Below are 24165 nucleotides of genomic sequence, written 5' to 3'. Positions count from 1 at the left end.
TCTGATTTTAAATAACTAAAAAAGGGGGGAATCAAGTGAAAACTTTTCATTATATTGTTAAAGGAATGGTACAACATGTGGGATACAGATTTTATGTAGGTATGAGAGCTAAAAAACTTGGTGTCTGTGGAAAAGTAAGAAATCTTGATAACGGCGATGTAGAAGTTTTTGTTCAAAGCTCTGATTCTGAAAAACTTGAATTAGTAGAATCTGCTATCTATAAAGGCTCTCCTTTTGGACATGTTGATGAAGTTATAAGAGATATCCTTGATTTAGAAGAAATGGACGATTTCCAAATGATTTACTAAATACAGTGATATAAAATTATTTTTAATTTACTTGTAAAAGTGATATTATATATAAGTAAAATTTTTTATTTTAAGGAGGGATAATTAATGAAATTTAAGTTAGACAGATGTTCAGTAGGTGGCTGAGCAGGGAAGATAGGACCAGAGGTTCTTTCAAAAATATTAAATGATATCCCTGCTGTAAAAGATAAAAATCTTATTGTGGGATATGAAAAATCAGATGATGCTGCTGTATATAAACTTACAGATGACATTGCAATGATTCAGACTTTGGATTTCTTCACACCTATGGTTGAAGATCCATACATATTCGGACAAATAGCAGCTGCAAATTCACTAAGTGATGTGTATGCAATGGGAGGTATTCCTAAAACTGCTATGAATATTGTATGTTATCCTGAAAAAGAAGATATTGCAGGTCTTGGAGAAATACTTAAAGGAGGAGCTGAAAAAGTTCGTGAAGCTGGAGCTGTCCTAAGTGGAGGACATTCTATCCATGATCCTGAAACAAAATACGGACTTTCTGTAACAGGTATTGCTCACCCTGATAAAATTTTAAAAAATTATGGTTCTCAGACAGGAGATGTATTAGTGCTTACAAAACCTTTGGGTACTGGAATTATAACAACTGCTGCAAAAGTAGGAGAAGCTAAAGAAAAACATATGGAAGAAGCCATAAAAAATATGACTGCCCTTAATAAATATGCAGGAGAAATAATGATAAAATATCCTGTAACTGCATGTACTGATATTACAGGATTTGGCTTCCTAGGTCATCTCTATGAAATGGCACATGCTTCAGAAAAAACTTTTGTTATTGAAAGCGAGCTTGTACCATATATAGAAGGAACAAAAGAATATGCAAAAGAATTCTTCACAACAGGAGGAGGTCAGAAGAACAGAAAATATCTTGAAGGAAAAATTGAACTTGATAATATTCCTTTCTGGCTTGAAGAAATTTTATTTGATCCTCAAACATCTGGAGGACTTCTTTTTTCTATTCCTTCTGCTTATGTAAATAATATTATGAAGGAATTATCTTCTCTTGAAATAAAATCTGCTGTTGTAGGAACTGTAGAAGATTTGAAAGAAAAAAATATTATTGTGAGGTAATTAAACTATGAAGAGGGAGTTACTAAGAAAACTGCCAAGAGTAGATTCCCTTCTAAAACATAAAGAATTAGAAGAATATGGAAAAAATATTGATTATTATACTTTCTCAGATTCTATAAAAAAAGGGATAACCTTTTTTCGTGAAGAAATTTTAAATGATAATATATCTTCATTTGAAGAAAAAGATGTAATTGAAAAAATTAAAAGTATCATAAAAAAAGAAGCTTGTTACAGTCTAAGAAAAGTAATAAACGGAACAGGAACAATTATTCATACAAACCTTGGAAGAGGTATCTTTTCCAAAGAAACAGGAAAACATCTTTTTGATATAGTAACTTCATATTGTAATCTTGAATATGATATTGAAAATGGGAAAAGAGGTTCTAGAATTTCCCATCTTGAAAAACTCATTTGTAAAATAACAGGTGCAGAAGGAGCACTTGCAGTAAATAACAATGCTGCAGCTGTTGTTCTGTGCCTTAATGAGTTTGCAGAAGGAAAAGAAGTTATTGTTTCAAGAGGAGAGCTTGTAGAAATTGGAGGCTCTTTCAGAATTCCTGAAATAATGAAATTTGCAGGAGTATTTTTAAAAGAAACAGGCACAACAAACAAAACATATATTGAAGACTATGAAAAAGCTGTAAATGAAAATACTGCTGTGCTTATGAAAGTTCATACATCTAATTATAAAATCAATGGATTTACCCATGAACCTAAAAGAGATGAAATAAAAAAACTCGCCAAAGAAAAAAATCTTATCTCAATAGAAGATTTAGGAAGTGGAGTTCTTGTTGATTTTTCAAAATATGGAATAAAAAAAGAAACAACGGTTCAAGAAGTTATAAAATCAGGAATTGATATTGTAACTTTCAGTGGAGACAAACTTCTTGGAAGCTGTCAGGCAGGAATTATTGCAGGAAGAAAAGATCTTATTGAAAGGCTTAAAAAAAATCAATATTTAAGAACTGTAAGAATAGATAAAATGGGAGCTGCTGTTTTAGAGCATACTCTTAGAATGTATCTTGATGAAAGAGAAGCTGTAAAAAATATTCCTGTGTTAAAATATATTACTGAAGATACTTCTCTTGTAAAAAGAAGAGCTGAAAAACTTTCTACTCTTCTTAATAAAAAAAACATTCATAACAAAGTCATAGAGACTGAAGCAAATGTTGGAGGAGGAGCTCTTCCTGAAGAAAAACTGAATAGTTTTGGAGTGGAATTTCTTATAGATATTCCTGCTTATGAAATTGAAAATAAGCTTAGAAAAGCAGATACAGCTATAATAGGAAGAATTGAAAAAAATAAATTTATCTTGGATATGAAAGCTATAGAGGAAGAGGAAATTGAGTTTACAGCTCATACTATATCTTCTGTGCTGGGAGAATAAAATTTATGAAAAATATTATAATAGGAACTGCTGGGCATATTGACCACGGAAAGACAACTCTTATTAAAAATCTTACTGGAAAAGATACTGATACTCTTCCTGAAGAAAAAAAAAGAGGTATTACTATTGATATTGGTTTTTCATATCTTGAAATTTCTGAAAATAAAAAAATTGGAATTATTGATGTTCCAGGACATGAAAAATTTATAAAAAATATGATTGCAGGAATATCAGGAATAAATTATATTATTCTTACTGTAGCATGTGATGATGGAGTTATGCCTCAGACAGAAGAGCATTTTAACATTGCAGAACTTCTTGGTATAAAATATGGAGTTATAGTTCTTACAAAATGTGATTTAGTAAATGAAGAACAAAAAAGTCTTGTTAAAAAAGAGATAAAAAACCTTGTTAAAAATTCTTTTTTAGAAAATGCAGAAATTTTAGAAACTTCTGCTAAAGATAAAAATTCATATGAAAAACTAAAAAACTTTCTTATAAAAGATATTGAAAAATGTGAGAAAGAAGATAAAAAAAGCGAAGAAAAAGATTTTAGAATGTATGTAGACAGAGCTTTTTCTGTAAAAGGCTTCGGAACTGTTATTACAGGAACTGTGCTTCAGGGAGAAATATCTGTTGGAAACTCCTTGTATACTTATCCTCTAAACAGCAAAGTCCGTATAAAGTCTATAGAAAATCATGGAATCAGGCTTGAAAAAATAGAAGAGGGAAACAGATGTGCCTTAAATATTTCTGATATAGAAAAAGAAAATGTAAAAAGGGGAAGTATTGTATCTTCAGCACCTGATTTTAAATCTTCTGATATTATTGATGTAATGTTTGAACCTTTGTCAAATGTTTCAGTAAAGAATAATCAAAAGATAAAAGTTTATTTTGGTACAAGAGAAATTTTAGGTAAAATAAAAATTTTTACAGAAAATTCTCAATTTATAAAAATAAATGACAAGAAAATAAAACACCCTGCACAAATTTATCTTGAAGAAAAAGCAGCTCTTATTTATAAAGAAAAAGGTATTATAAGAGATTCTGTTTCAGGAAAAATTTTAGGAGGAGTAAAAGTATTAAATCTCTCTTCTGAAAAAATAAAACAAAGTAATATTTTATATGCAGAAAAACTTATAAATATTTATAAAGAAGATGAAACTTTTGAAAATAAAAAAGACAGTGCTTATTTAAAAAATATTCTTGAAAACTTTCATAAGTTTTCTCATCTTGAAAGAGGAATATTAAGAGCTGAACTTAAAAATAAATATTTTAAAGATTTCTCACATAAAGATTTTAAAAAGTTTATAGATGAAAATATCATAAAAAATGAAATTAAATCTGAAAAAATTTATGAGAGAGAATATCTTTCTCTTAAAGATTATAAAATAAAACTTACAAAAGATGAAAAAGAGCTGAAAGAAAAAATCTTTAAAATTTACAAAGAAAGTAGATTTATTCCTAAAAAACAGAGTATAATAGAAGGAGACTTTCTTAATGCAGAAAATTTCAGAAATATTCATAACTATCTTTATGAAGAAGGAATGATTATTTTCTTAGAAAATGATTTCTATATTTTAAAAGGTTTTCTTAAAGAAGCTGAAAAACTTATAAAAGAATATCTTAAAGAACATGAAAAAATAACTCTTTCTGAAACAAGAACTCTTCTAAATATTGACAGATTATCAGCTGTTATGATTTTAGAAAAACTTGATAAGTTAAAAATTACAGAAAGAAATAAAGATTACAGAATTTTATATAAAGGAGAAAAACATGATTAAAGTAAATGCAATAGGTGAAGTTTGTCCTAAACCTGTAATAATGACTAAAAAAGCTTTAAAAGAAATAGAAAGTGGAGTTGTTGAAGTAAGTGTTGACAATGAAACTTCTAAAGAAAATGTTCAAAAAATGGCAAAAGAAATGGGACATAAATTTGAAACAAAAGAAGAAAATGGTGTTTTTATTATCACTATAACAAAAACAGGAGAAACTGAAAAATCTGCTGAAAAAGAAGAAAATATTGTTGTTTCAATAGGATCTGACAAAATGGGAGAAGGAGAAGATGAGCTTGGAAAAATACTTATAAAAGGATTTATCTATGCTCTTACTGAAGCTGAAACTCTTCCTAAAACAGTTCTTCTTTATAATAAAGGAGTGCTTTTAGCATCAACTTTTGAAGATACTGTTAAAGATTTAAAAGTTCTTGAAGAAAGAGGTGTTGAAATTTTATCTTGTGGAACTTGTGCAAACTTCTATCATGTACAAGATCAAATAAAAGTAGGAACTCTTACAAATATGTATACTATCCTTGAAAGACAAATGAAAGCTGCAAAGGTAATAAAACCATGATAAGAGATGAAAAATTTTTAATACTTTCTGCAGAGTCTACACACCTTATAATTCAGCTTGAAAAAAATCTTCTGGATAAAAATATTCCATGCAGAGTTATACCTCTGCCTACAGAAATTTCTGCAAACTGTGGACTTGCTGTAAGAGTTGAAACAGAATATACTGATAAAATTAAAAATATAGTAAAAGATGAAGATATAAAAGTTACAATTTCTCTTGTGGAAAAACACGGCTTAAAAAAACATATAGAAAAGATACATGAAGTAGTTTAGGGGGAATAATTTGAAGTTACAAAGAAAAATATTGACAGGTATTATGACATTTATAATGTTTACATCAGTTCTTTATGGAGCAGAACCGAAAAAAACAGAAATCAAAGTTGTAAAGCTATATGATAATAAAATACCCGAAAATATAAAAACAGATATAAAATATAAAGGTGATGATCTTCCAGAATTACTTGACTATATTTTCATAAAAACAAAGTATGGAAATGTAAGAAAATTTCCTACTGGTTCATCACCAGTTATTTATCAAGTACCTTTTAATCATAAACTTCAGGTTCTTGAAAAAAGAAGCCAAAAAGGCTCTACAGAATCTTTCTGGTATAAAGTACAAACACCAAATGGCATAGGATATATTTCTTCTGTTTATTGTGAAGACAGAAGTTTTAGATTTGAAAAAATGCTTGAAAGAATACAAAATGTAGAAAAATTTATTGCAGATAATAATGAAGCTGGAATAAAACTTGCATCAACAAATTCATATATTCCTAATCCATACAATAAAGATATGCTTAGAATAAAAGATAAATATGGAACTTCACTTGATCAAAATATCATTGGAAAATATAATGATGAAAAGATATATATTCCTGACAGATCTGTTCTTTCTGTTTTAAGTGAAGGGAAAAAAGAAGCTGAAGTAAGAGTTGAAGGAATAAAAGAATTCCCTCTTGTTATTGAAAAAAAATATCTTACAGAAAGGCCAAAAATATCTTCTGGATTTAAAAAAGCTATTGTTGCTGATATAGATAACCAAAACCTTGCTGCTTTTGAAAAAGTTGGAGATGAATGGGTTCTTATATCATATATTTATGGAAAAACAGGTATAGAAAGCATTTTAGGATTTGAAACACCAAGAGGTTCTTTTATTGTACCTATGGTAAAATATGAAATGGGATACAGAGGAAACTTCGGAGAAGACTTAGGAATTGCAAGATATGCTATAAGATTCAGTGGAGGAGGATACCTTCATGGAACTCCTGTAGATTATCCTGAAGAACCTAACAAAGAGTTTTTCCTTGCACAAAAAGAAACAGGGCTTGGAACTTTTAAAGGAACAAGAAAATGTATAAGAAATACAGTAAGCCATGCTAAATTTCTTTTTGAATGGATACTTGGAGAAAACAATAAAAATGTTGCAAGCAATGAACAATATCCTAAAGAAAATGTAATGTTTATAATTTTCTAATATCTTAAACAGAGAATAAAATTCCATAAATAAAAACTGGAGTTTTATTTTCTGTTTATTTTTTTACGGAGGAATATTTTGAATATTTTAATAACAGGAGCTACAAGAGGGATAGGCTATCATATGGCCTTATCTTTTATAAAAAAAGGGCATAAAGTTTTCGGTATAGGAAGAAACTGGGATAATTTCTATAAAGCAGAAAAAAATTTTAATAATATGTTTATCCCAATAAAAGCTGATATAGAAAATTTCCACGAAAGAATAAAAATCTTCAGCTGGCTTAAAGAACAAAATATAAAAATTGATGTTCTTGTAAATAATGCTGGAATTGGAAGCCTTGGAAGATTCCAGAATATAAGCTGGAAAGAAAGCAATGAGGTTATAAATCTTAATATAACAGCCCTTACCCATATGACAGAACTATTCCTTAAAAATCTTGAAAATAAAAATATTTCTGAAGGTACTGGAATAATTAATGTTTCTTCTACTGCTGCTTTTCAAAGTGGAGGCCCTTATGCTGCTGTTTACTATGCTTGCAAAGCCTATGTAAAATCCTTTACAGCAGCTCTTTATGAAGAACTTCACAGTCAAAATATAAAAGTCATGTGCCTATGCCCCGGCCCTGTAAAAACAGATTTTAAGGGAATGAAATATGCTAAAAAAAGTTTTTATATAATGACTCCTGAAAAAACTGCAGAAATAGCAGTAGAAGATTATTTTAAAAATAAAGATATTTCTGTTCCTGGATTTATCAATAAATTTTTAACTTTTACTTCTAAATTTATACCAAGAAAAAAAGAACTAAAAATAATAAAAGAGATTCAAAAGAAAAAAATTTAAAATTTTAAGGAGGATTTAACTATGTTAGAAGTTGGAAAAAAAGCACCTGATTTTTCTCTCCCTGATCAAAACGGAGTAATGCACAAACTAAGTGATTATCTTGGAAAAAAAGTTATCCTATATTTTTATCCAAAGGATAATACTCCTGGATGTACAAAACAAGCATGTGGTTATTCTGAAAGATATCCTTTATTTACAGAAAAAAATACTGAAATAATTGGTATCAGTAAAGATACTGTTGCTTCTCATAAAAGATTTGAAGAAAAACAAAATTTAAAAATCACAATTCTTGCAGATCCTGAATTAGAAGTAATAAAAGCATATGATGTGTGGAAAGAAAAAAAACTATATGGAAAAGTTTCTTTAGGGGTAGTTCGTACTACTTATCTTATTGATGAAAATGGAATTATCATAAAAGCAAATGATAAAGTTAAAGCTGCTGATGATCCTGAAAAAATGCTTGGAGAAATATAATGAAAATTATTATATCTCCTGCTAAAAATATGTCACAGGAAAATATATCACTTAAATATGATAGTCTTCCTCTGTTTTTAAAAAAATCTGAAGAAATATTATCTGTTTTAAAAGAAAAAACAGTTTCTGAACTTCAGAATATCTGGAAATGCAGTGATAAACTTGCTGATGAAAACTTTGAGCGTATAAAAAGCATGAATTTAAAAGATAACTTAACTCCTGCAATTCTTACATACGAAGGAATAGTTTTTCAACATATAGTTCCTGCCCTTTCTTATGATAAAAATATAAAATATCTTCAGGAAAATCTAAGAATCCTTTCAGGGCTTTATGGTTTTTTAAAAGCTTTAGACGGAATTACTCTTTATCGTCTTGAAATGCAGTCAAAACTAAAAGTCAATGAATTTAAAAATTTGTATGATTTCTGGGGAATAAAATTATACAAAGAAATAAGTGATGAAAGTAAAACTATAATAAATCTAGCTTCAAAAGAATATTCAAAATGTATTGAAAAATTCTTAAGCAAAGATGATAAGTTTATCACTTGTTCTTTTGTTGAAATGTCAGGAGAAAAACTTGTTGTAAAAGGAACATATTCAAAAATGGCAAGGGGAGAAATGGTTCGTTTTATGGCAGAAAATAATATTCAAAGTCCTGAAGAATTAAAAAAATTTAATTCTTTAGGTTATGTTTTCAGAGAAAATTTATCTTCTGAAACTGAATATGTTTTTGAAAGAATCTTTTAGTCTGCCAGTTTTTCCCTGTGTGTGTAATATATATTAATCAACTATAGAGTAATCTACTATAGAATAATCTTTGTCATGACATTTTGTCATGAGGGGCATGACAAATTGTCATGAGGGTTATGACAAAATGTCATATGAATTTTTTGGGCACGCCCTTTATATATTTATTTATGATTTTACTAGTATGATTATTACTAGAATGATCTTTGGTATGAAAATTTTTCATGGGGGGCATGAAATTTTTTCATTACCCCCTTGAAGATTTTTCATGGGGTAAAGTTATAAATATTTTATTATCTTATCTGGAAAAACTTTTTTCAAAAAAGTTATGATACTGTTTACTTTAACAGAACATATACCTTCACAGAAAAAACATGGAACTTCTCCCTTTTCAACTCCGTTTAAAATAATATCAACATCAATATTTAAAAAATCGGCTAGAATACATGGCTCTGCAAGAACCCCAAGATTTTTTAAAATTTTAGAGATATATCTGTATTCATCTATCCCTTTTGTTCCAAAAGGGACATGGGATTCAGGTTTTCTTGAATATTCTGAACAATTTTTAAAAAATATATCAATCTCTTTTTCAAGTTGTTCAGGAGTTTTTCCACTTTTATAAAAACTTTTGTAATTTATCTGCTTAATATAATTTATTTTTTTAAGATAACCTTTGTCATCTAGTCTTAAGAGTTCGCAATCGTCTTCTTCAATTTCTTCTTCATCATTCTTTAGCTGTTTTTTTGGATTTTTCATACTTTATATCTCCTTATTAAAAAAATTAAGAAAGAGAAATTTCCCTTGTAAGAAGCATATGCGAATGAATTATATAAAATAATTTTTTAAAAGTCAAAGAAAAAAAGTTTTAAAAATCAACCAAAAGTGAAAAAAAGAAAATAAAAAACTAATCAATTTTTAAAAAATATTTTTGTAAATAATGAAAAAATTACTAAAAGCAAAGGTATATAAAATGGGCAAAAAAAGAGCATAAAAAACAAAAAAATTTTTTTGAAAACTTTTTTTAAAAAAACGGTATTGACAATTAAAAGTATCAGGACTATACTTAAGAAAAGGTATGGGGATAAGTGTATAAGAAATTTTAACTATTTAAACAGCTTAAAAAATATAAAATAAGCTGTTTTTTTTATTGTTTTTTTTGAAATTTTAATAAAAAAATAGTCTTTTTCTTATGATTTCTTCTTGTTTAATAAATTAAAAGTAATTATACAGAGTTTAGAGGGGGAAAACTTTGTATTTACTTAATATTATTTTTTAAAAATGGTATTTATTTTACAGGAGGATAATTTATTATGGGAAAAAGTTATATTGAAAATTCACTTAAAAGATTTCTTAAAAGAAAAGTAAAAATTACATTGGGGTTAGTAGTTACTTTTCTTATTACAGGAATGGTTTCTTTTGCAGAAGAAGCAAATCCATATAAAGAAGGAACTATTGAATATCACAAATGGGAAGCAGAAAAAGCCTTAGAAGGTACATTCTTAAATGGAAAGGGAACTAATTCATTATCTGAGTTAAATGGAAAAACAGATAATGATTATACAATCACAATAACAGAGGAAAATGGAAATAGCAAAATATCAGTTGGGAACCTAGCTGCTGATATTAGTGTACCAAATCAATATATTTCAAATAATATTTTAAATAATTTAAAAAATATAAATTCTGCAAATTCAAATACAGAAAATAATTTTGGAATATTAAAAGCTAGTGGTTCTTTAATAAATAATTATGGAATAATAGTTGGAGGACAAACATTAAAAAATAACTATGGACTTATTTTAGGTGGACAAGTAATTTCTGAGGAAGGATATAATCACGGAATAATAATCAGGAACGGAAGTTCAGCTGTTCAAACTATTAATGGTGGAAATGGATATAACTATGGAGTTTTAAATGCCACTTCTACTAATCGTGGACAAGATATTCAAAAAGGGATAGGTTATAACTATGGTCTTATAAAAACCACAGGGGCTAAAGGACAGGTAACAAATAATTCAGCAGGAAGCGAAGCATATAATTATGGATATATTATTTCTCAAAGCCAAGGACAGTATATTAATACTAAAAATGGACATGAAGGAGGGAATACTTATAATTATGGAACTATTTTAACAACAAAAGGAATAAATATAGCAAATACAACTACTTCTTCAACAGCCTATAACTATGGTGTTGTTATAAATAATAATAAAAAAGATGATACTATTTATTCAGGAAAAGTTAATGACAGAGGAATAATTATTTATAAAGATATATCCGGTAAAGATTTAAGTTTAGGAACAGGAGAGATTAAAGGTGTTGTTTTGAAAGCTGGAAGTATTGACAATGAAACAGGAAAAGTAACAGGAATTACATATGATGAAAATAATAATACAAAAGTTATTAATCTTACAAATGAAAGCAGTAAAGATGTAAATACAGCTTTAAAAAATGATACTTCTAAAACAACTGTTTATACTCAGAATACAACAGCTGAAATAACAGGAAATATGATAAATGATTTAGCAGGAAAAACTTTAACAGGTGTAGTTGACAGTTCAGCAGGAGATAATACAACTTTATATAAATTTACAGGAAATGGAAATGCTCTTGTTTTAGATGATACAGTTATAACAGGTTATTTCCAAAAAGCAGGAACTCTTTTAGATGTTACAGATAAAAAATTAGTTATAGGCGGAGGAACTGTAATAAATGCTGTTCAAGAAGATTTTACAACAGGAGCAACAGCTGTAAAACTTGGAAAAGATGGAGTTCTTACAGTAATAGGAACAGGACAAGTAATAGGAAAAATTGATGGTGGAAAAAATGATAATACTCTTGTTGAAAATATAGCTCTACAAGATACAAAAGGAGTTACAGATATAACTGCTGAAACTTTAAAATTAAGAAATGCTGATGAACATGAAGAAATTTTAGTAGATGCAGGAAAAAATTATACAGATGTTAAGTATAAAGAAGTAAATGTTAAAAAAATGGAGCTTGATTTTACAACAGGAGATGATAAAGCTAATATAGTTAATATACTAAATGCTTCTGAAATAGGAGAAATTGACGGAAGTTCTTCAACTGAAAAAATAGAACTTACAGTTGACAGTACAGAAAATATTGGAAATATTACTTTAGGGCAAAATGATGATAAATTTACTGTAACAAATTCTGCTCATAATGGAATAATTGATATGGGAACAGGAAATGACGAATTTAATGTTTCTCTTGGAGCAGTAGAAGCTGAACATAAAAAAGAAGCAGGAAATACTTTTGACTATAAAGTAAATGGAGCTGAAAAAATAATTCTTAATGGAGAAGGTTGGCATATAGGAGAAAATGCAGAACTTAACGGAGGAACTACAACAAAAGCTGGAGAAAAAACAGAACTTCACATTGCAGATAAAGGTTCTCTTCATGTAGATATGAATAATAACTATGGAAAAGGAAATGTTACTACTTCTCTTGATAAAATGGCAAGTGGAGCTGATTTATCAGTTACAACTGGAACTGATGCTGAAGTTAAATTTGTTGTAGGAGATAAATTTAATGTTTCTCAAAAACAATTTAATGTTGCAGAAAATTATAGTTTTAAAGATGATACTAATATTAAAGCAGCTGTAATATTTAAAGGAACTGGAAAAGATGGAGCAGTTGAAGAAAAAGATGGAAAAATTGCTCTTACTGTAAAAGATGCAACAGAATATAATGGACAACTTGATGACTATAAATCTGTTTATGATGCAATGCTTGGTGGATTATCTGGAAATCAAGAATTAAGAGATGCTGTAAACTATTCAGATGAAAGTAAACTTGTTGGTATGATAACAAAAGCAGGAAACACTGCTGAAGCATTCTATACAACAGGTTATGCTGTAACAAAAGATGTAACTGATACTTATATGTCTGTTGTTGATGATTTTGGAAGAAAAGCAGGAAAAGGAGAATGGATTGCATTTGGTACATATGTAAATTCTGACACTGAATTTGACGGTGGAAAAGCTTCTAAAGGATATGATGGAGATATTACAGGAACTGTTGGTATGCTTGAATATGGTATAAATGATACAACATCATACGGAGTTGTTTATGGACAAGGTGACACTGAAGTTGATATTCAAGGTGGAGGAAAACTTGACGGAGATAACACTTACTTTGGTGGTTATGTAAAACATAGAACTCAAGGTGGATTTGATTTAACAGGAAATGTTGGATATACTAAGAGTGAACTTGATTTAAATCTTGCAACATCAGCTGGTGTTTATAATATGATTACAAGTGGAAAATCTGATGCAGATGCTTTAACATTTGCTTTAAAAGGTAAAAAAGATTATTTAGTAACAGATACAGTAAAACTTCAGCCAGTATTTGGTGCAAGATACACTCTTATAAATCAAGATGCTGTTGAAAGCAGTGATGCAAACTACAGAATGGACGAACAAGATGTAACAATCTTTGAAGGAATGTTTGGAGGAAATGCTGTAAAAGAATTTGATTTATACAATGGAAAACTTTCTCTTTCTGTTGGAGCAGAATATGTTCTTGCTGATGTAAGTAAATCAGATGATGCAAGATATACTCTTTATGGAAAAGAAATAGCTCTTACAGGAGAAGAAGATATTGCAGATAACAGAATTGAAGGTCATATTGGAATTGACTACGAACACGAAAGTGGTGTTGGTGTAGATACAAAATATGAAATGATTTGGACAGATAAAGGAGATAACTCAAGAGTAACAGCAGGAATCTCTTATAGATTTTAATAAATAAAATCTTAACTAAATAAGCACCCAAATAAAATCCTTAATAAAAGCAGAACTCAGTCTTGGTGTTTTATACACTGGGGCTGAGTTTTGTTTTTTTGATAAAAAAATCTCATAAACCTTATCTATTTTTTTATCAGTTATAACTTATAAATTTCTAAAAAATAAAACTTAAAAAGAGAGCAGTTTTACTGCTCCCTTTTTCAACTAATATTTTATTTTTTCTTAGAGACTACTTTATAAAGTTTCCATCTATCGTGAAGCCACATCCATTGTTCAGGGTAACATGTAATAATATCTTCCATAATTGAAATAAGTTTTTGAGTAGTAAGATGGACATTTTCTTTAAAAGATTTATCTTTATCATTTATAACATCTATCTTTTTAAAATGCACACTTGTTGTGTTATCCCTGTTAAAAGTACAGTAACCAAGAATAAGAGGTCTGTCATATCTTAATGCAAGAGTTGCTGCACCTGTAGGAGATACTGTTTCTGCTCCGAAAAATTCAACAGTAGTTCCTTTGTCTCTATGATCTGAAAAAAGTGCAATATTTTTTCCCTCTTCAGCATATTCAAAAAGCTCTCTGCTTGTTTTTTTACTTTTCTCTAAAAGAGTGATATTAAGATGTTTTCTGTTTTCAGAAATATACTTATTAAGATATGGGTTTCTTTGTTTTTTTGCAACAGTGACAAAAGGATATTTTTCTGAAAATTTAAGCATAGATTCCATATTTCCAAAATGCATTGTAGCAAAAACAACAGGGCCTTTTAAACACTCTCTTTCAACAATTTCCATTCCATGAATACGGAAATTATCATCATTTTTCATATATTCTTCCAGCCATATAGTTCCTAGAAATGCTTTTCCCATAGTTTTATATGACTGAACTGCTATTCTCTTTCTTTCTTTTTCTGATTTTTCAGGAAAAGCAAGTTCAAGATTTGCAAGAGTTGTTATTCTTCTTGATTTTATAAGCCAGTATCCTAAAACTGCAACTTTTTCTCCCACAGAAAAACGAGCTTTTTCAGGAAGCATTAAAAGAAATCCTCTGAATGCCCTGAAAATTCCATACTGGAGTTTATATATTAATTTTTTCATTTTTCCTCCACTTTTAAAATATACAACTTATCATACATTAAATTATATCATAAAAATCAGATATATGACTATACAGAAATACAAAAAATATAAAATTAAGTGAGCCAAAGTTAAAAATATGGTATACTTTAATAATGATACATTGAACAAAAGATAAGAATAATCAGGAGGAAATAAATATGAGAATTGGAATAATAGGAGCAATGTCTGAAGAAGTGCAAGGGCTTAAAAAACTTCTTGAAAACATTGATGAAGAAAAAATAGGAAACCTTACTTTTTATACAGGAGTTATGCACGATAAAGATATTGTACTTTTAGAAACAGGAATAGGAAAAGTAAATGCTGCTATAGGAGCTACTCTTATGATAGAAGCATTTGATGTAGAAGCTATAATCTTTACAGGGGTTGCTGGAGGAATAAATGATGAACTTGACCTTGGAGATGTTGTAATATCAAAAGATTTAATTCAGCATGATGTTGATGTTACTGCTTTCGGAGAAAAACTTGGTGTTATACCAAGAATGGAAAAATCTGTTTTTGAAGCTGATGGAGGACTTATTGATTTAGCTGTAAAAGCTGGAAAAAAACTTAAAGGAAAAGTTATTGTAGGAAGAATTTTAAGTGGAGATCAGTTTATTGCTTCTCCTGAAAAAATAGCTTTTCTTAAAAAAGAATTTAACGGAGACTGTGCTGAAATGGAAGGAGCTGCTGTAGGTCATGTATGTCAAATTTTTGATATACCTTTTGTTGTTGTAAGAACTATGTCTGACAAAGCAAATTCTGAAGCACATACAGATTATTCAACATTTATGAAAATAGCTGCTGAAAACTCTATCACATTAGTTGATGAAATGTTAAAAAATTTAAAATAGGAGATGGACTTACTATGGAAATTAACAAACTCCTAGAAGAACTGTATTCATATTCTCTTTTTGGAATAAAACTAGGACTTGAAAATATTAAAAAAATATGTGATTATCTTGGAAATCCTGAAAAAAAATATAAGATTATTCATATAACAGGAACAAATGGAAAAGGTTCTACATCTACAATAGTTGAAACTGTTCTTCTTGAAGCAGGTTATAGTGTAGGAAAATATACTTCACCTCATATTTTAAAATTTAATGAAAGAATAAGAGCAAATGGAAAAGATATAACAGATGAAGATATTGCATTATCTTATGCAAAGGTAAAAGAAGCTGTGGAAAATCTAGGTATAACACCTACATTTTTTGAAATGACAACTGCTATGATGTTCCTTTATTTTGCTGAAAAAAAAGTTCAGTATGCCGTTCTTGAAGTTGGAATGGGAGGAAGATATGATGCTACAAATGTTGCAGATGGAGATGTATGTATAATAACAAATGTTTCCCTTGATCATACAGAATATCTTGGAAAAAATATATATGATATAGCACTTGAAAAAGCAGGAATCATAAAAGATAAAAGTGTTGTTATAGCAGGAGATGACAACGAAGAATTTTTAAAGGCTATATATACAAAAAAACAAAATATAATAAATACAGCTGATAAGTATAAAAATATAGAGTATAAACTTGATTTTAAAAACTTTATAACTGAAATTAAAATAGGAGAAGACACATACTCTTTATCTCTTTTTGGAGATTATCAAGTAAAAAACTTTTTATGTGCTTATGAGGCTCTGAAAGCTTTAAATATAAGTGATGAAATTATAAAAAAAGCTGTTAAAAAAGTTATATGGCAATGCAGATTTGAAAGATTTTCTGAAAAACCTCTTACAGTTTTAGAAGGGGCACATAATATAGATGGAATAAATAACCTGAAAAAAATTCTTATCCAGGAATATACACCTGATGAAATAGTTTTAATTGTTTCCATATTAAAAGATAAAAAAGTTAAGGAAATGCTTGAAGTATGCAGTACATTAAGCAATAAAATAATACTTACTTCCCTTTCAGGAAATCCAAGAGGACTTTCAGGAGAACAGCTTATTGAATATACTGATAATAAATCTATTTTCACTGTTGAAGATAATATTAAAAAAGCCTATGAAGAAGCAAAAGAACTTAATAGAAGAATAATAGTTGTCTGTGGTTCTTTCTATACATGTGAAAAATTTAAAAAGGAAATATAAATATTATGAAAAAAGTGTTAAAAATATTTTATATTTTATTAATTCTTGCTGCAGGCAGTGCTCTTTTATATAAAGAATACGGTTTCTTTAAAGAAGCTGTTGCCTTAAAAGATGAAAAAGAAAGCAGAAAAGAACTTATCCTTAAAGATATAGATGAAAATTACCACTCCAGAAAAGAAGACTTTTACAAAGAAGCAAAATAACAAAAACAGGAGGGTTATAGATGGAACTTAATGAAAAAAGAGTAACTCTTAAACAAATTATAAAGCATTTTAATCTTGAAGTCCTTGCTGACGGAGATTTGGAACAGGCTCTCCATAAAAATGAAATATATAGATCAGGATATGAGCTTACAGGTTTTTTCTCTAAAGATGCACTTGAACTTAAAACTGCTATTCATGTGATGGGAGCAAGGGAAAGCCGTTATCTTTCAAGAATATGTCCTACAGAAAAAAGAAAGATTCTTGAAAAATATTTTTCTTATCCTTTTCCTGCTATGGTTTTAAGTTCTCAGGTGGCAGATCACAAGCTTCTTCTTGAGGTAGCAAAAGAAAAGAAAAAAGTAATTTTAAAATGTAATATGAGGGCAACAAAGTTTATAAGAGAACTTAATTTCTATCTTAAAAATGCTCTTGGAAGAGAAGGAATGCTTGATGAGCATATTTTCCTTGAGGTATATGGAATAGGAATTCTTTTAAGAGGCCCTGATGAACTTAAAATAGGAGCTACTGTAGAACTTCTTGAGAGAGGTCATAAATTTATAACAGATGCAAGGCTTAATTTAAAAGAAACAGAAAGTGGACTTTCTGGAATGAACAGCAAGGCAGAACTTGTCCCTGAAAAAGATTATTTCCTTGAAATGCAGGGAGAAGAAAATATTAATATTACAAACTATTTTGGAATAAAATCCACAAGACCTGTAAAAAAAGTTGATATGATAATTGAACTTGAAATATGGCAGGAAAAAAAATTTTATGACAGACTGGGAATAGATGATATCCGTGAAGATATTTTAGGATATAAGCTTCCAAAAATTACTCTTCCTGCAAGAAAAGGGAGAAATCTTGCTGTAATTATTGAGACTGCAGCTATAAACTACAGACTTAAAGCTATGGGTGTAAACTCTGCACGATACTTTATGGAAGAATCTAAAAAACTTATTGAAAAGAACAAAGAAAGAAGGGAGCGTGGAGAAGCCGTGGGTGAAGACAGCCTTTCTGTAAAAATGTTTGCAGAAGAAAACAGACTTGAAATATTAATTGGAGAAGAAATAGCTGATGAAAGATTTCTGAAAGACACAAGTATTCATAGACCTGCCCTTGCTCTTTCAGGATACTTTGACTTAGATGAAGCACCTTATGAAAATAATGGACTTCAAATTTTTACAATAGTTGAAGTTAAATATTTAAACAGTCTTGATAAAGAAACAAGAATCAGAAATTTAGAAAAGTTTTTCAGTTATAAATTCCCTGCTATTATCATCTGTGGTAAAATGGAAGTTCCAAAATATATAATAGAACTTGTTGAAAAAACAGGAAAAGTTTTACTTAAATCTGAAGAGGAAATTCCTTCCCTTATAATAGCAAAACTTAATACATATCTTGAACAGCACTTTGCTCCTTCTGTTTCTATGCATGGAGTTTTTGTTGAAATGTATGGATTTGGAGTCCTTCTGACTGGAAAAAGTGGAATAGGAAAAAGTGAAACTGCACTTGAACTTATTCACAGAGGACACAGACTTATTGCTGACGATATGGTTAAATTTAAAAAGCGTACAAATGGAGATATAGTAGGAAGAGCTGCAAACCTTCCATACTTTATGGAAATAAGAGGGCTTGGAATTATAGATATAAAAACTCTTTATGGACTTGGAGCTGTAAGAATAAAGAAAAGACTTGATGCTGTAATAGAAATTAAAGAGCAGACAACTGAAAATTATCTTACTTCCATAAACTATATGAGTAGTAAAGCTGTCATACTTGATAAGGAAGTTTATAAAGCTGAACTTTATATGTCATCTGGTAGAAATGCTGCAGCCATGGTTGAAATAGTTGTTATGAACCTTATGGCAAAAAGACTTGGACATAATGCTGAACATGCTTATAACGACGGACTGTCAAGAATGACTGAAGAAGAAAAAAGAGAAATATTCTCTGATGACTTTTAAAAAGGAGTGAATATGTTTTTAAAAAAAATAGAAGAGAGCAAAAGTATAATTATTACTTCCCATGTAAATCCTGATGGAGATGCTGTAGGAAGTGGATTATCACTTTTTCTTGCTCTTAAAAACCAATATAAAGATAAAGATATAAGATTTATACTGGAAGATGAAATTCCTGACAATATGAAATTTCTTGAAGGCTCAGAGCTTATTGAAAAATTTTCTGAAGAGATGGAAAATCTTTCTCCTGATCTTTTTATCACAGTAGATTCTGCTACATTTGAAAGAATAGGAAAAACTGCTTCTCTTAGAAAAAATGCTTTTCTTGTAAATATTGATCACCATCATGTAAGCAATCCTAATTTTGGAGATATTAATATTGTAAAAGAAGCTTCTTCTACAAGTGAAATAATATTTTTCATCTTAAGAGATATGCTTAATATTTCTATAGATAAAAAAACAGCTGAGGCTATATATACAGGAGTTATCACAGATACAGGAAACTTTAAATATGAAAGTACAACAAAAGAAACTTTTTATGTTGGAGGAGAACTTATTGATAAAGGAATAGACAGAACAAAAATTTCTGATGCTGTCTATAAAAATAAATCTCTTGGAGCAATGAAAGCTTTAGGAAAAGCTCTTACTGAAATGACAATAATACCTGAAAAAAAATTAGTTTATTTCACTTTAAAAAATGATTTTATACAAAAAGAAAATATTAAAAAAGGTGAAACAGACGGAATAGTTGAAAACCTTCTTGAGTATAAAGACTGTGATGTTTCTGTATTTTTAAGAGAAATTGAAAATGGAAAAATAAAAGGAAGCATGAGAAGTAAAAATATGATAGATGTTAATGAAATAGCATCTATTTTTGGAGGGGGAGGTCATAAAAGAGCTGCTGGCTTTACAACAAACCTTTCTGAAAAAGAAATAATAGAAAAAATTTCTGAAAAAATATAAAAATAATTTTCTTGAAAAAAACAAAAAATAATATTAAAATTTAATAAGAATAATTCAAGGAGGGCATTTTATGGATTACGATATAGTATTTTTTAAACCCACAAGATTTGAAGATTGTATGAAATGCATAGAATATATAAAAAAAGATAAGATTGTTCATGTAAATCTTTTCGGTCTTGAAGCAGATTTACAACAAAGAATTCTTGATTTTTTAAGTGGAGCTATTTTTATTCAGGAAGGTAAAATAATTAATCCTGGAGAAAAAGTTTTCTGTACAATTCCAAAAACAAAAGAATATTACATGGATTATGTAGATAAATCAAAAGTAAGTCAAAGATACGATGAAGAAGAGGAAATAATTCCAATATATAAATAGAATCAGGGGTATAAGCCCCTGATTCTTTTATTATTTTTATTCTCATTAGTCTTGTATATTTTTTTAATATATTTTTTATAAAAATATATTTTATTCACATTACTATGGAATACTTGAAAATTTTCTAGACTGCTGCTGTAACAACTATTTCAACAAGAAGGTCTCTTTCAGCAAGTGCAGCTTCAACACATGCTCTTGCAGGATAATGTCCCTCTGCTATCCATGAATCCCATACTTCATTCATTTCATCATAATAGCTTATATCTTTTAAATAAATTGTAGCCATAAGAACTTTAGATTTATCTGAACCTATTTCTGAAAGAACTCTATCAATATTTTCAAGTGTTTCTTTTGTTTGAACCTTAACATCTTTTTTTCCTTCATCACCTTCATGACAGCATTGCCCACAAAGATAAGCTACTCCATTATAAATTACAGCTTCACTGTATCTTGTTCCAAGATTATGTCTTTTTATCATTATTTTTTCCTCCTGATTTTAATATGTAACTATAAGATAACATATTTTTTAGTAAAAACACAACCCTATTTTATACAAGAGAAATGCGAAAAATTTTTTAATATTTTGCTATTTGTGGTATAATTCAATTAATACAATATTATCCTATCTCATGGAGGCAGAAATGAAAGTAAATATAATTTTTACAGCTGATGAAGTATCACAATCTAAAACACAAGGAAAAATATGTGTTGTCATTGATGTTCTTCGTGCTACATCTGTTATGATTACAGCTCTTGAAAATGGAGCAAAAAGAATATTTCCTTTTAAAGATATAGAAACTATACAAGAGAAATGCAGAAATCTAAAAAATGTAATCAAATGTGGAGAAAGAAATGCTCTTAAAATACAAGGATTTGATTTAGGAAATTCCCCTCTTGAGTTTACTAAAGAAAAAGTTTTTGGAAAAGATATTTATATGAGCACAACTAATGGAACAAAAGCTATAGAAAATTCTATTTTTGCTGAAAAAATCATTATTTGTTCTTTCTTAAATGTTAAAAGTGCTGCTGAAAAAATTATTGAATATGGAAAAGACTGCACCATTATCTGTGCTGGAACAAATGGGGAATTTTCTCTTGATGATGCTTTATGTGCAGGACTTATTATAAAGGAACTGGAAAAACATATTGATATTTCTTTAAGTGATAAACTTCTTGCTCTTGTAAGAATATCAGAATCTCACGACAATATAAAAGATATTCTTAAAGGAAGCACTCATTATTCCCGTCTTTTAGCTTTAGGATTTGAAAAAGATATGGAACATATCTTTACTTTAAATAAATATTCTTCTGTCCCTGAATATGAAAATGGGTATGTTTCAATAAAATAAATTTTTTTCGCATTACTATTGTATATTTTTATTTTAAATTTTATGGAGGACTTTTTATGATAAAAAAAACAAATGCTGTAAGAGAACTTGATCAGCATAAAATACCTTATAGCACAAAAGAATATGAGGTTGATGAAAGCGATTTAAGTGCTGTTCATGTGGCTCTTGTTACAAATACAGACCTTGACAGAATATTTAAAACTCTTTCTCTCTTAAATGAAAAAAATGAACTTATAATTGCATGTATTCCTGGAGGAGACAGCATTGATTTAAAAAAACTTGCAAAACTTGCTGGAACAAAAAGAGTTGAAATGCTCCCTTTAAAGGAATTAACTAAATATACAGGGTATGTAAGAGGAGGATGCTCTCCTGTAGGAATAAGAAAAAAACATGAATCTTTTATCCATGAATCTGCTTTAAAATTTGACTCAATACTTATTAGTGGAGGAATGAGAGGACTTCAGATAGAAATAAATCCTAAAGATCTCATTGATTATTTAAAAATGAAAACAGGAGATATTATAGTTTTCTAGTTTTTTTATTCTCATTACCCTTGTATATTATATTAAAATTTATACAAGAGTAATGAGAATTTTTATATAAAATTCTTTTTACTTTCTTAATGTAAAATAATGTATAACAACAAAAAGGAGATGAAATGATTAAACAAATACCATCAGAAAATATGTGGAAATCAAATTTAGGCTGGCTAAAAAGTAATTTTCACTTTTCTTTTGCCGAATATTATAATGAAAAAAATATTAATTTTGGAGTTTTAAGAGTTGTAAATGATGATGTAATATCCCCAGGAAAAGGATTTGATGAACATCCTCACATTGATATAGAAATCTTATCCTATGTAATAAAAGGAAAGCTTTCACATAAAGACAGTACTGGAAAAAAAGCTGTTCTTGAAAAAGGAGAAGTCCAGTATATGAGTGCAGGAACAGGAATTTCTCATTCTGAATATAATAATTCTGATGAAGATTTAAGATTTATACAACTTATGATTCTTCCGAATGTTATTGGAAAAAAAGCTGACTATAAAAATTTTAAATTTAAATGGGAAGAAAGAGTAAATAAATTTTTCCATATAGCATCAGAAAAAAATGGAAATGCCCCTGTTAAAATAAATCAAGATATAAATATTTTTGCTGCAGAGATAGAAAAAAATAAAAATCTTCACTTTGAAATTAAGGAAAAAAGACAGGCATATCTTATTCAGGCAGAAGGAGCTTCTCTTATAAATAACAGATATGTAACAAAAGAAAAAGATGGACTTCAGGCAATAGGAGAGTCTCTTGATATAATGGCTTTAAATAAATCTCATATTCTCATCGTTGAAATGAAAGAAAGAATGGATTTAAAATAATATTTATGTTTTTATCTGAAGGAAAAGCTTTTGATAAAAATATAAATCATAAAAAATTTTATATTTAAATAAATTATTTATATATTTTTACTTATAATAAAAATATAATTTTTTTTAATTCTTTATTAAAAAAATAAAAAAAATTGTTTGACAAGCAAAATATTTTATGATATTATTTAGTCAAGATTAATTTCTGCTTTAAGACTTATGGTGATGACGGTCTTAGAGTTCCTACCCTAAACTTTAAAAAACAGAAAAAGCCGACTTTCTTAATAAAGAAAAGGACGGCTTTTTCTGTTTATAAACTTATTTTTTTTAAATTCTATTTTAATCTATAAGTTTTTATTCCCTTATAATCTATTACATTTACTTTACTGTCTTCTTTAAGTCTTTCAAAAATTTCTTTTGTATTTTTTATGTCTCTTGAATTTATAAAGCTTTCAACTTCAAACTGATTCATAGGGTGTCTTCTTATAATACTTAGGACTGCTTCATAATTATCAGATATTTCGCTGAAGAAATTTCCTGAGCTTAACATATCTATTGAAATTCCTCCCAGTTCTTTAACTGCATACTCTATTGTTTCTTTTCCTACACTTTTAACATAATCTTCTGCAGGTGGTCTTACTGGAGTATTGATATATACTCTGTCATAATTTATTTTTTTTAATATTTCTTTAAAAGCTTCTATAGAATTTTTATCGCTGTTAATTCCTTCTACAAGCATTATTTCAAGCCATAACTGCCCTGTATATTCTTTAGAAAATTCTATAAGCCCTTGAAGCTCTTCATCAAATTTTATTGTTCCTAAAGGTCTGTCTATTATCTTTGATGTTTCTTCATCATATCCATCAATTGAAGGAAGAACAATGTCAGCTTCACAAAGTTCTTTTCTCACATTTTTATCATGGAGAAGTGCACCATTTGTTATAACAGCAACTGGTTTAGAAGTAAGTTTTTTTACATCTTTTATAAGCTCTCCTAATTTTAAATATAAAGTAGGCTCTCCCTCTCCTACAATTGTTATTACATCAAATTTATTTGAGTCTTTTAGATATTCTTTAAATTCTTTTAAAATATCTTCCTTTTTAAAAAATTCCTTTCTTTCTCCTGTCATTTTATCAGTTCTTCCAAGCTGACAGTAAATACATGAATAATTGCACACTTTTCTCGGTATAGGACTTATTCCCAAAGAGTTTCCCAATCTTCTTGAGGGAACAGGTCCAAAAACATACTTCATTTCTTCCATTTCAGCCTCCCAAATTA

The 24165-nt window shown here is 28.6% G+C and carries 24 protein-coding genes; 20 read left to right on the top strand and 4 right to left on the bottom strand.

The window, feature by feature from the left end; translation table 11 throughout:
* Positions 1–35 precede the first annotated feature (35 nt).
* The 10 genes from I6E17_RS02725 (at position 36) to yaaA (ending at position 8693) form a co-directional block, all read left to right on the top strand.
* A complete protein-coding gene (locus I6E17_RS02725) occupies positions 36–308 on the top strand; it encodes an acylphosphatase (RefSeq protein ID WP_235235402.1) in 273 nt (90 codons plus the stop codon).
* Between the two features lie 135 nt (positions 309–443).
* Positions 444–1421 (top strand): selenide, water dikinase SelD, encoded by a 978-nt coding sequence (selD, locus tag I6E17_RS02720; RefSeq protein ID WP_235235467.1) that lies wholly within the window; start codon positions 444–446, stop codon positions 1419–1421.
* A 7-nt stretch (positions 1422–1428) separates the two neighbouring features.
* Positions 1429–2808 (top strand): L-seryl-tRNA(Sec) selenium transferase, encoded by a 1380-nt coding sequence (gene selA, locus I6E17_RS02715; RefSeq protein ID WP_235235400.1) that lies wholly within the window; start codon positions 1429–1431, stop codon positions 2806–2808.
* 5 nt (positions 2809–2813) lie between these two features.
* Positions 2814–4592: a selenocysteine-specific translation elongation factor gene (gene selB / locus I6E17_RS02710; RefSeq protein WP_235235398.1), complete on the top strand. Its 1779-nt coding sequence runs from the start codon at positions 2814–2816 to the stop codon at positions 4590–4592.
* Positions 4585–5160: a sulfurtransferase-like selenium metabolism protein YedF gene (gene yedF / locus I6E17_RS02705; RefSeq protein WP_235235396.1), complete on the top strand. Its 576-nt coding sequence runs from the start codon at positions 4585–4587 to the stop codon at positions 5158–5160. Before selB ends, yedF begins: the two co-directional genes overlap by 8 nt.
* Complete coding sequence (locus I6E17_RS02700) at positions 5157–5432, top strand: DUF3343 domain-containing protein (protein ID WP_235235394.1); 276 nt, start codon at positions 5157–5159, stop codon at positions 5430–5432. The genes yedF and I6E17_RS02700 overlap by 4 nt, the downstream gene beginning before the upstream one ends.
* A gap of 10 nt (positions 5433–5442) precedes the next feature.
* Positions 5443–6633, top strand: a complete 1191-nt coding sequence (locus I6E17_RS02695; RefSeq protein WP_235235392.1) for a L,D-transpeptidase family protein — start codon at positions 5443–5445, stop codon at positions 6631–6633.
* Between the two features lie 78 nt (positions 6634–6711).
* Complete coding sequence (locus tag I6E17_RS02690; protein ID WP_235235390.1) at positions 6712–7473, top strand: SDR family NAD(P)-dependent oxidoreductase; 762 nt, start codon at positions 6712–6714, stop codon at positions 7471–7473.
* A 21-nt stretch (positions 7474–7494) separates the two neighbouring features.
* A complete protein-coding gene (gene bcp / locus I6E17_RS02685; protein ID WP_235235388.1) occupies positions 7495–7947 on the top strand; it encodes a thioredoxin-dependent thiol peroxidase in 453 nt (150 codons plus the stop codon).
* Positions 7947–8693, top strand: a complete 747-nt coding sequence (gene yaaA, locus I6E17_RS02680) for a peroxide stress protein YaaA (RefSeq protein ID WP_235235386.1) — start codon at positions 7947–7949, stop codon at positions 8691–8693. Before bcp ends, yaaA begins: the two co-directional genes overlap by 1 nt.
* Before the next feature lie 279 nt (positions 8694–8972).
* Here the strand turns inward: yaaA and I6E17_RS02675 are convergent, their stop codons facing one another.
* Positions 8973–9449 carry a hypothetical protein gene (locus tag I6E17_RS02675; protein ID WP_235235384.1) on the bottom strand — a complete coding sequence of 159 codons (477 nt, stop codon included), beginning with the start codon at positions 9447–9449 and terminating at the stop codon, positions 8973–8975.
* A gap of 554 nt (positions 9450–10003) precedes the next feature.
* Here I6E17_RS02675 and I6E17_RS02670 point away from each other — a divergent pair.
* Complete coding sequence (locus I6E17_RS02670) at positions 10004–13462, top strand: autotransporter domain-containing protein (RefSeq protein WP_235235382.1); 3459 nt, start codon at positions 10004–10006, stop codon at positions 13460–13462.
* 215 nt (positions 13463–13677) lie between these two features.
* Here I6E17_RS02670 and I6E17_RS02665 read toward each other — a convergent pair whose 3' ends face one another.
* The gene (locus I6E17_RS02665) at positions 13678–14562 is read right to left on the bottom strand and encodes a lysophospholipid acyltransferase family protein (RefSeq protein WP_235235380.1); all 885 of its coding nucleotides are present in this window, start codon (positions 14560–14562) and stop codon (positions 13678–13680) included.
* Between the two features lie 179 nt (positions 14563–14741).
* Here I6E17_RS02665 and I6E17_RS02660 point away from each other — a divergent pair, with 179 nt between their 5' ends.
* The 6 genes from I6E17_RS02660 to I6E17_RS02635 all read left to right on the top strand — a co-directional run bounded on the left by I6E17_RS02660 (position 14742) and on the right by I6E17_RS02635 (position 20178).
* Positions 14742–15434 (top strand): 5'-methylthioadenosine/adenosylhomocysteine nucleosidase, encoded by a 693-nt coding sequence (locus tag I6E17_RS02660; RefSeq protein ID WP_176829110.1) that lies wholly within the window; start codon positions 14742–14744, stop codon positions 15432–15434.
* 14 nt (positions 15435–15448) lie between these two features.
* Positions 15449–16678 (top strand): bifunctional folylpolyglutamate synthase/dihydrofolate synthase, encoded by a 1230-nt coding sequence (locus tag I6E17_RS02655; protein ID WP_235235378.1) that lies wholly within the window; start codon positions 15449–15451, stop codon positions 16676–16678.
* 5 nt (positions 16679–16683) lie between these two features.
* On the top strand, positions 16684–16881 hold the full coding sequence (locus tag I6E17_RS02650) for a hypothetical protein (RefSeq protein ID WP_235235376.1): 198 nt from the start codon (positions 16684–16686) through the stop codon (positions 16879–16881).
* Between the two features lie 20 nt (positions 16882–16901).
* On the top strand, positions 16902–18845 hold the full coding sequence (hprK, locus tag I6E17_RS02645) for an HPr(Ser) kinase/phosphatase (protein ID WP_235235374.1): 1944 nt from the start codon (positions 16902–16904) through the stop codon (positions 18843–18845).
* 12 nt (positions 18846–18857) lie between these two features.
* Entirely contained in the window at positions 18858–19802 is a 945-nt protein-coding gene (locus tag I6E17_RS02640; protein ID WP_235235372.1) for a DHH family phosphoesterase, read from the top strand.
* Positions 19803–19872: 70 nt separating this feature from the next.
* On the top strand, positions 19873–20178 hold the full coding sequence (locus I6E17_RS02635; RefSeq protein WP_176829105.1) for a cell division protein SepF: 306 nt from the start codon (positions 19873–19875) through the stop codon (positions 20176–20178).
* A 124-nt stretch (positions 20179–20302) separates the two neighbouring features.
* Here I6E17_RS02635 and I6E17_RS02630 read toward each other — a convergent pair whose 3' ends face one another.
* A complete protein-coding gene (locus I6E17_RS02630) occupies positions 20303–20656 on the bottom strand; it encodes a RidA family protein (protein WP_176829104.1) in 354 nt (117 codons plus the stop codon).
* Positions 20657–20819: 163 nt separating this feature from the next.
* Between I6E17_RS02630 and I6E17_RS02625 the strand changes: the two genes are divergently transcribed.
* The 3 genes from I6E17_RS02625 to I6E17_RS02615 all read left to right on the top strand — a co-directional run bounded on the left by I6E17_RS02625 (position 20820) and on the right by I6E17_RS02615 (position 22899).
* Positions 20820–21527 carry a 2-phosphosulfolactate phosphatase gene (locus tag I6E17_RS02625; protein WP_235235370.1) on the top strand — a complete coding sequence of 236 codons (708 nt, stop codon included), beginning with the start codon at positions 20820–20822 and terminating at the stop codon, positions 21525–21527.
* Positions 21528–21586: 59 nt separating this feature from the next.
* Positions 21587–22060 carry a Cys-tRNA(Pro) deacylase gene (gene ybaK / locus I6E17_RS02620; RefSeq protein WP_176829173.1) on the top strand — a complete coding sequence of 158 codons (474 nt, stop codon included), beginning with the start codon at positions 21587–21589 and terminating at the stop codon, positions 22058–22060.
* Between the two features lie 125 nt (positions 22061–22185).
* The gene (locus I6E17_RS02615; RefSeq protein WP_235235368.1) at positions 22186–22899 is read left to right on the top strand and encodes a pirin family protein; all 714 of its coding nucleotides are present in this window, start codon (positions 22186–22188) and stop codon (positions 22897–22899) included.
* Between the two features lie 322 nt (positions 22900–23221).
* Here I6E17_RS02615 and I6E17_RS02610 read toward each other — a convergent pair whose 3' ends face one another.
* On the bottom strand, positions 23222–24148 hold the full coding sequence (locus I6E17_RS02610; RefSeq protein WP_235235366.1) for a radical SAM protein: 927 nt from the start codon (positions 24146–24148) through the stop codon (positions 23222–23224).
* Positions 24149–24165: the final 17 nt, after the last annotated feature.

This window comes from Fusobacterium perfoetens (assembly GCF_021531595.1).
In the GTDB taxonomy this organism is placed as follows: domain Bacteria; phylum Fusobacteriota; class Fusobacteriia; order Fusobacteriales; family Fusobacteriaceae; genus Fusobacterium_B.
This window is presented reverse-complemented; position numbering and strand designations above follow the sequence as displayed.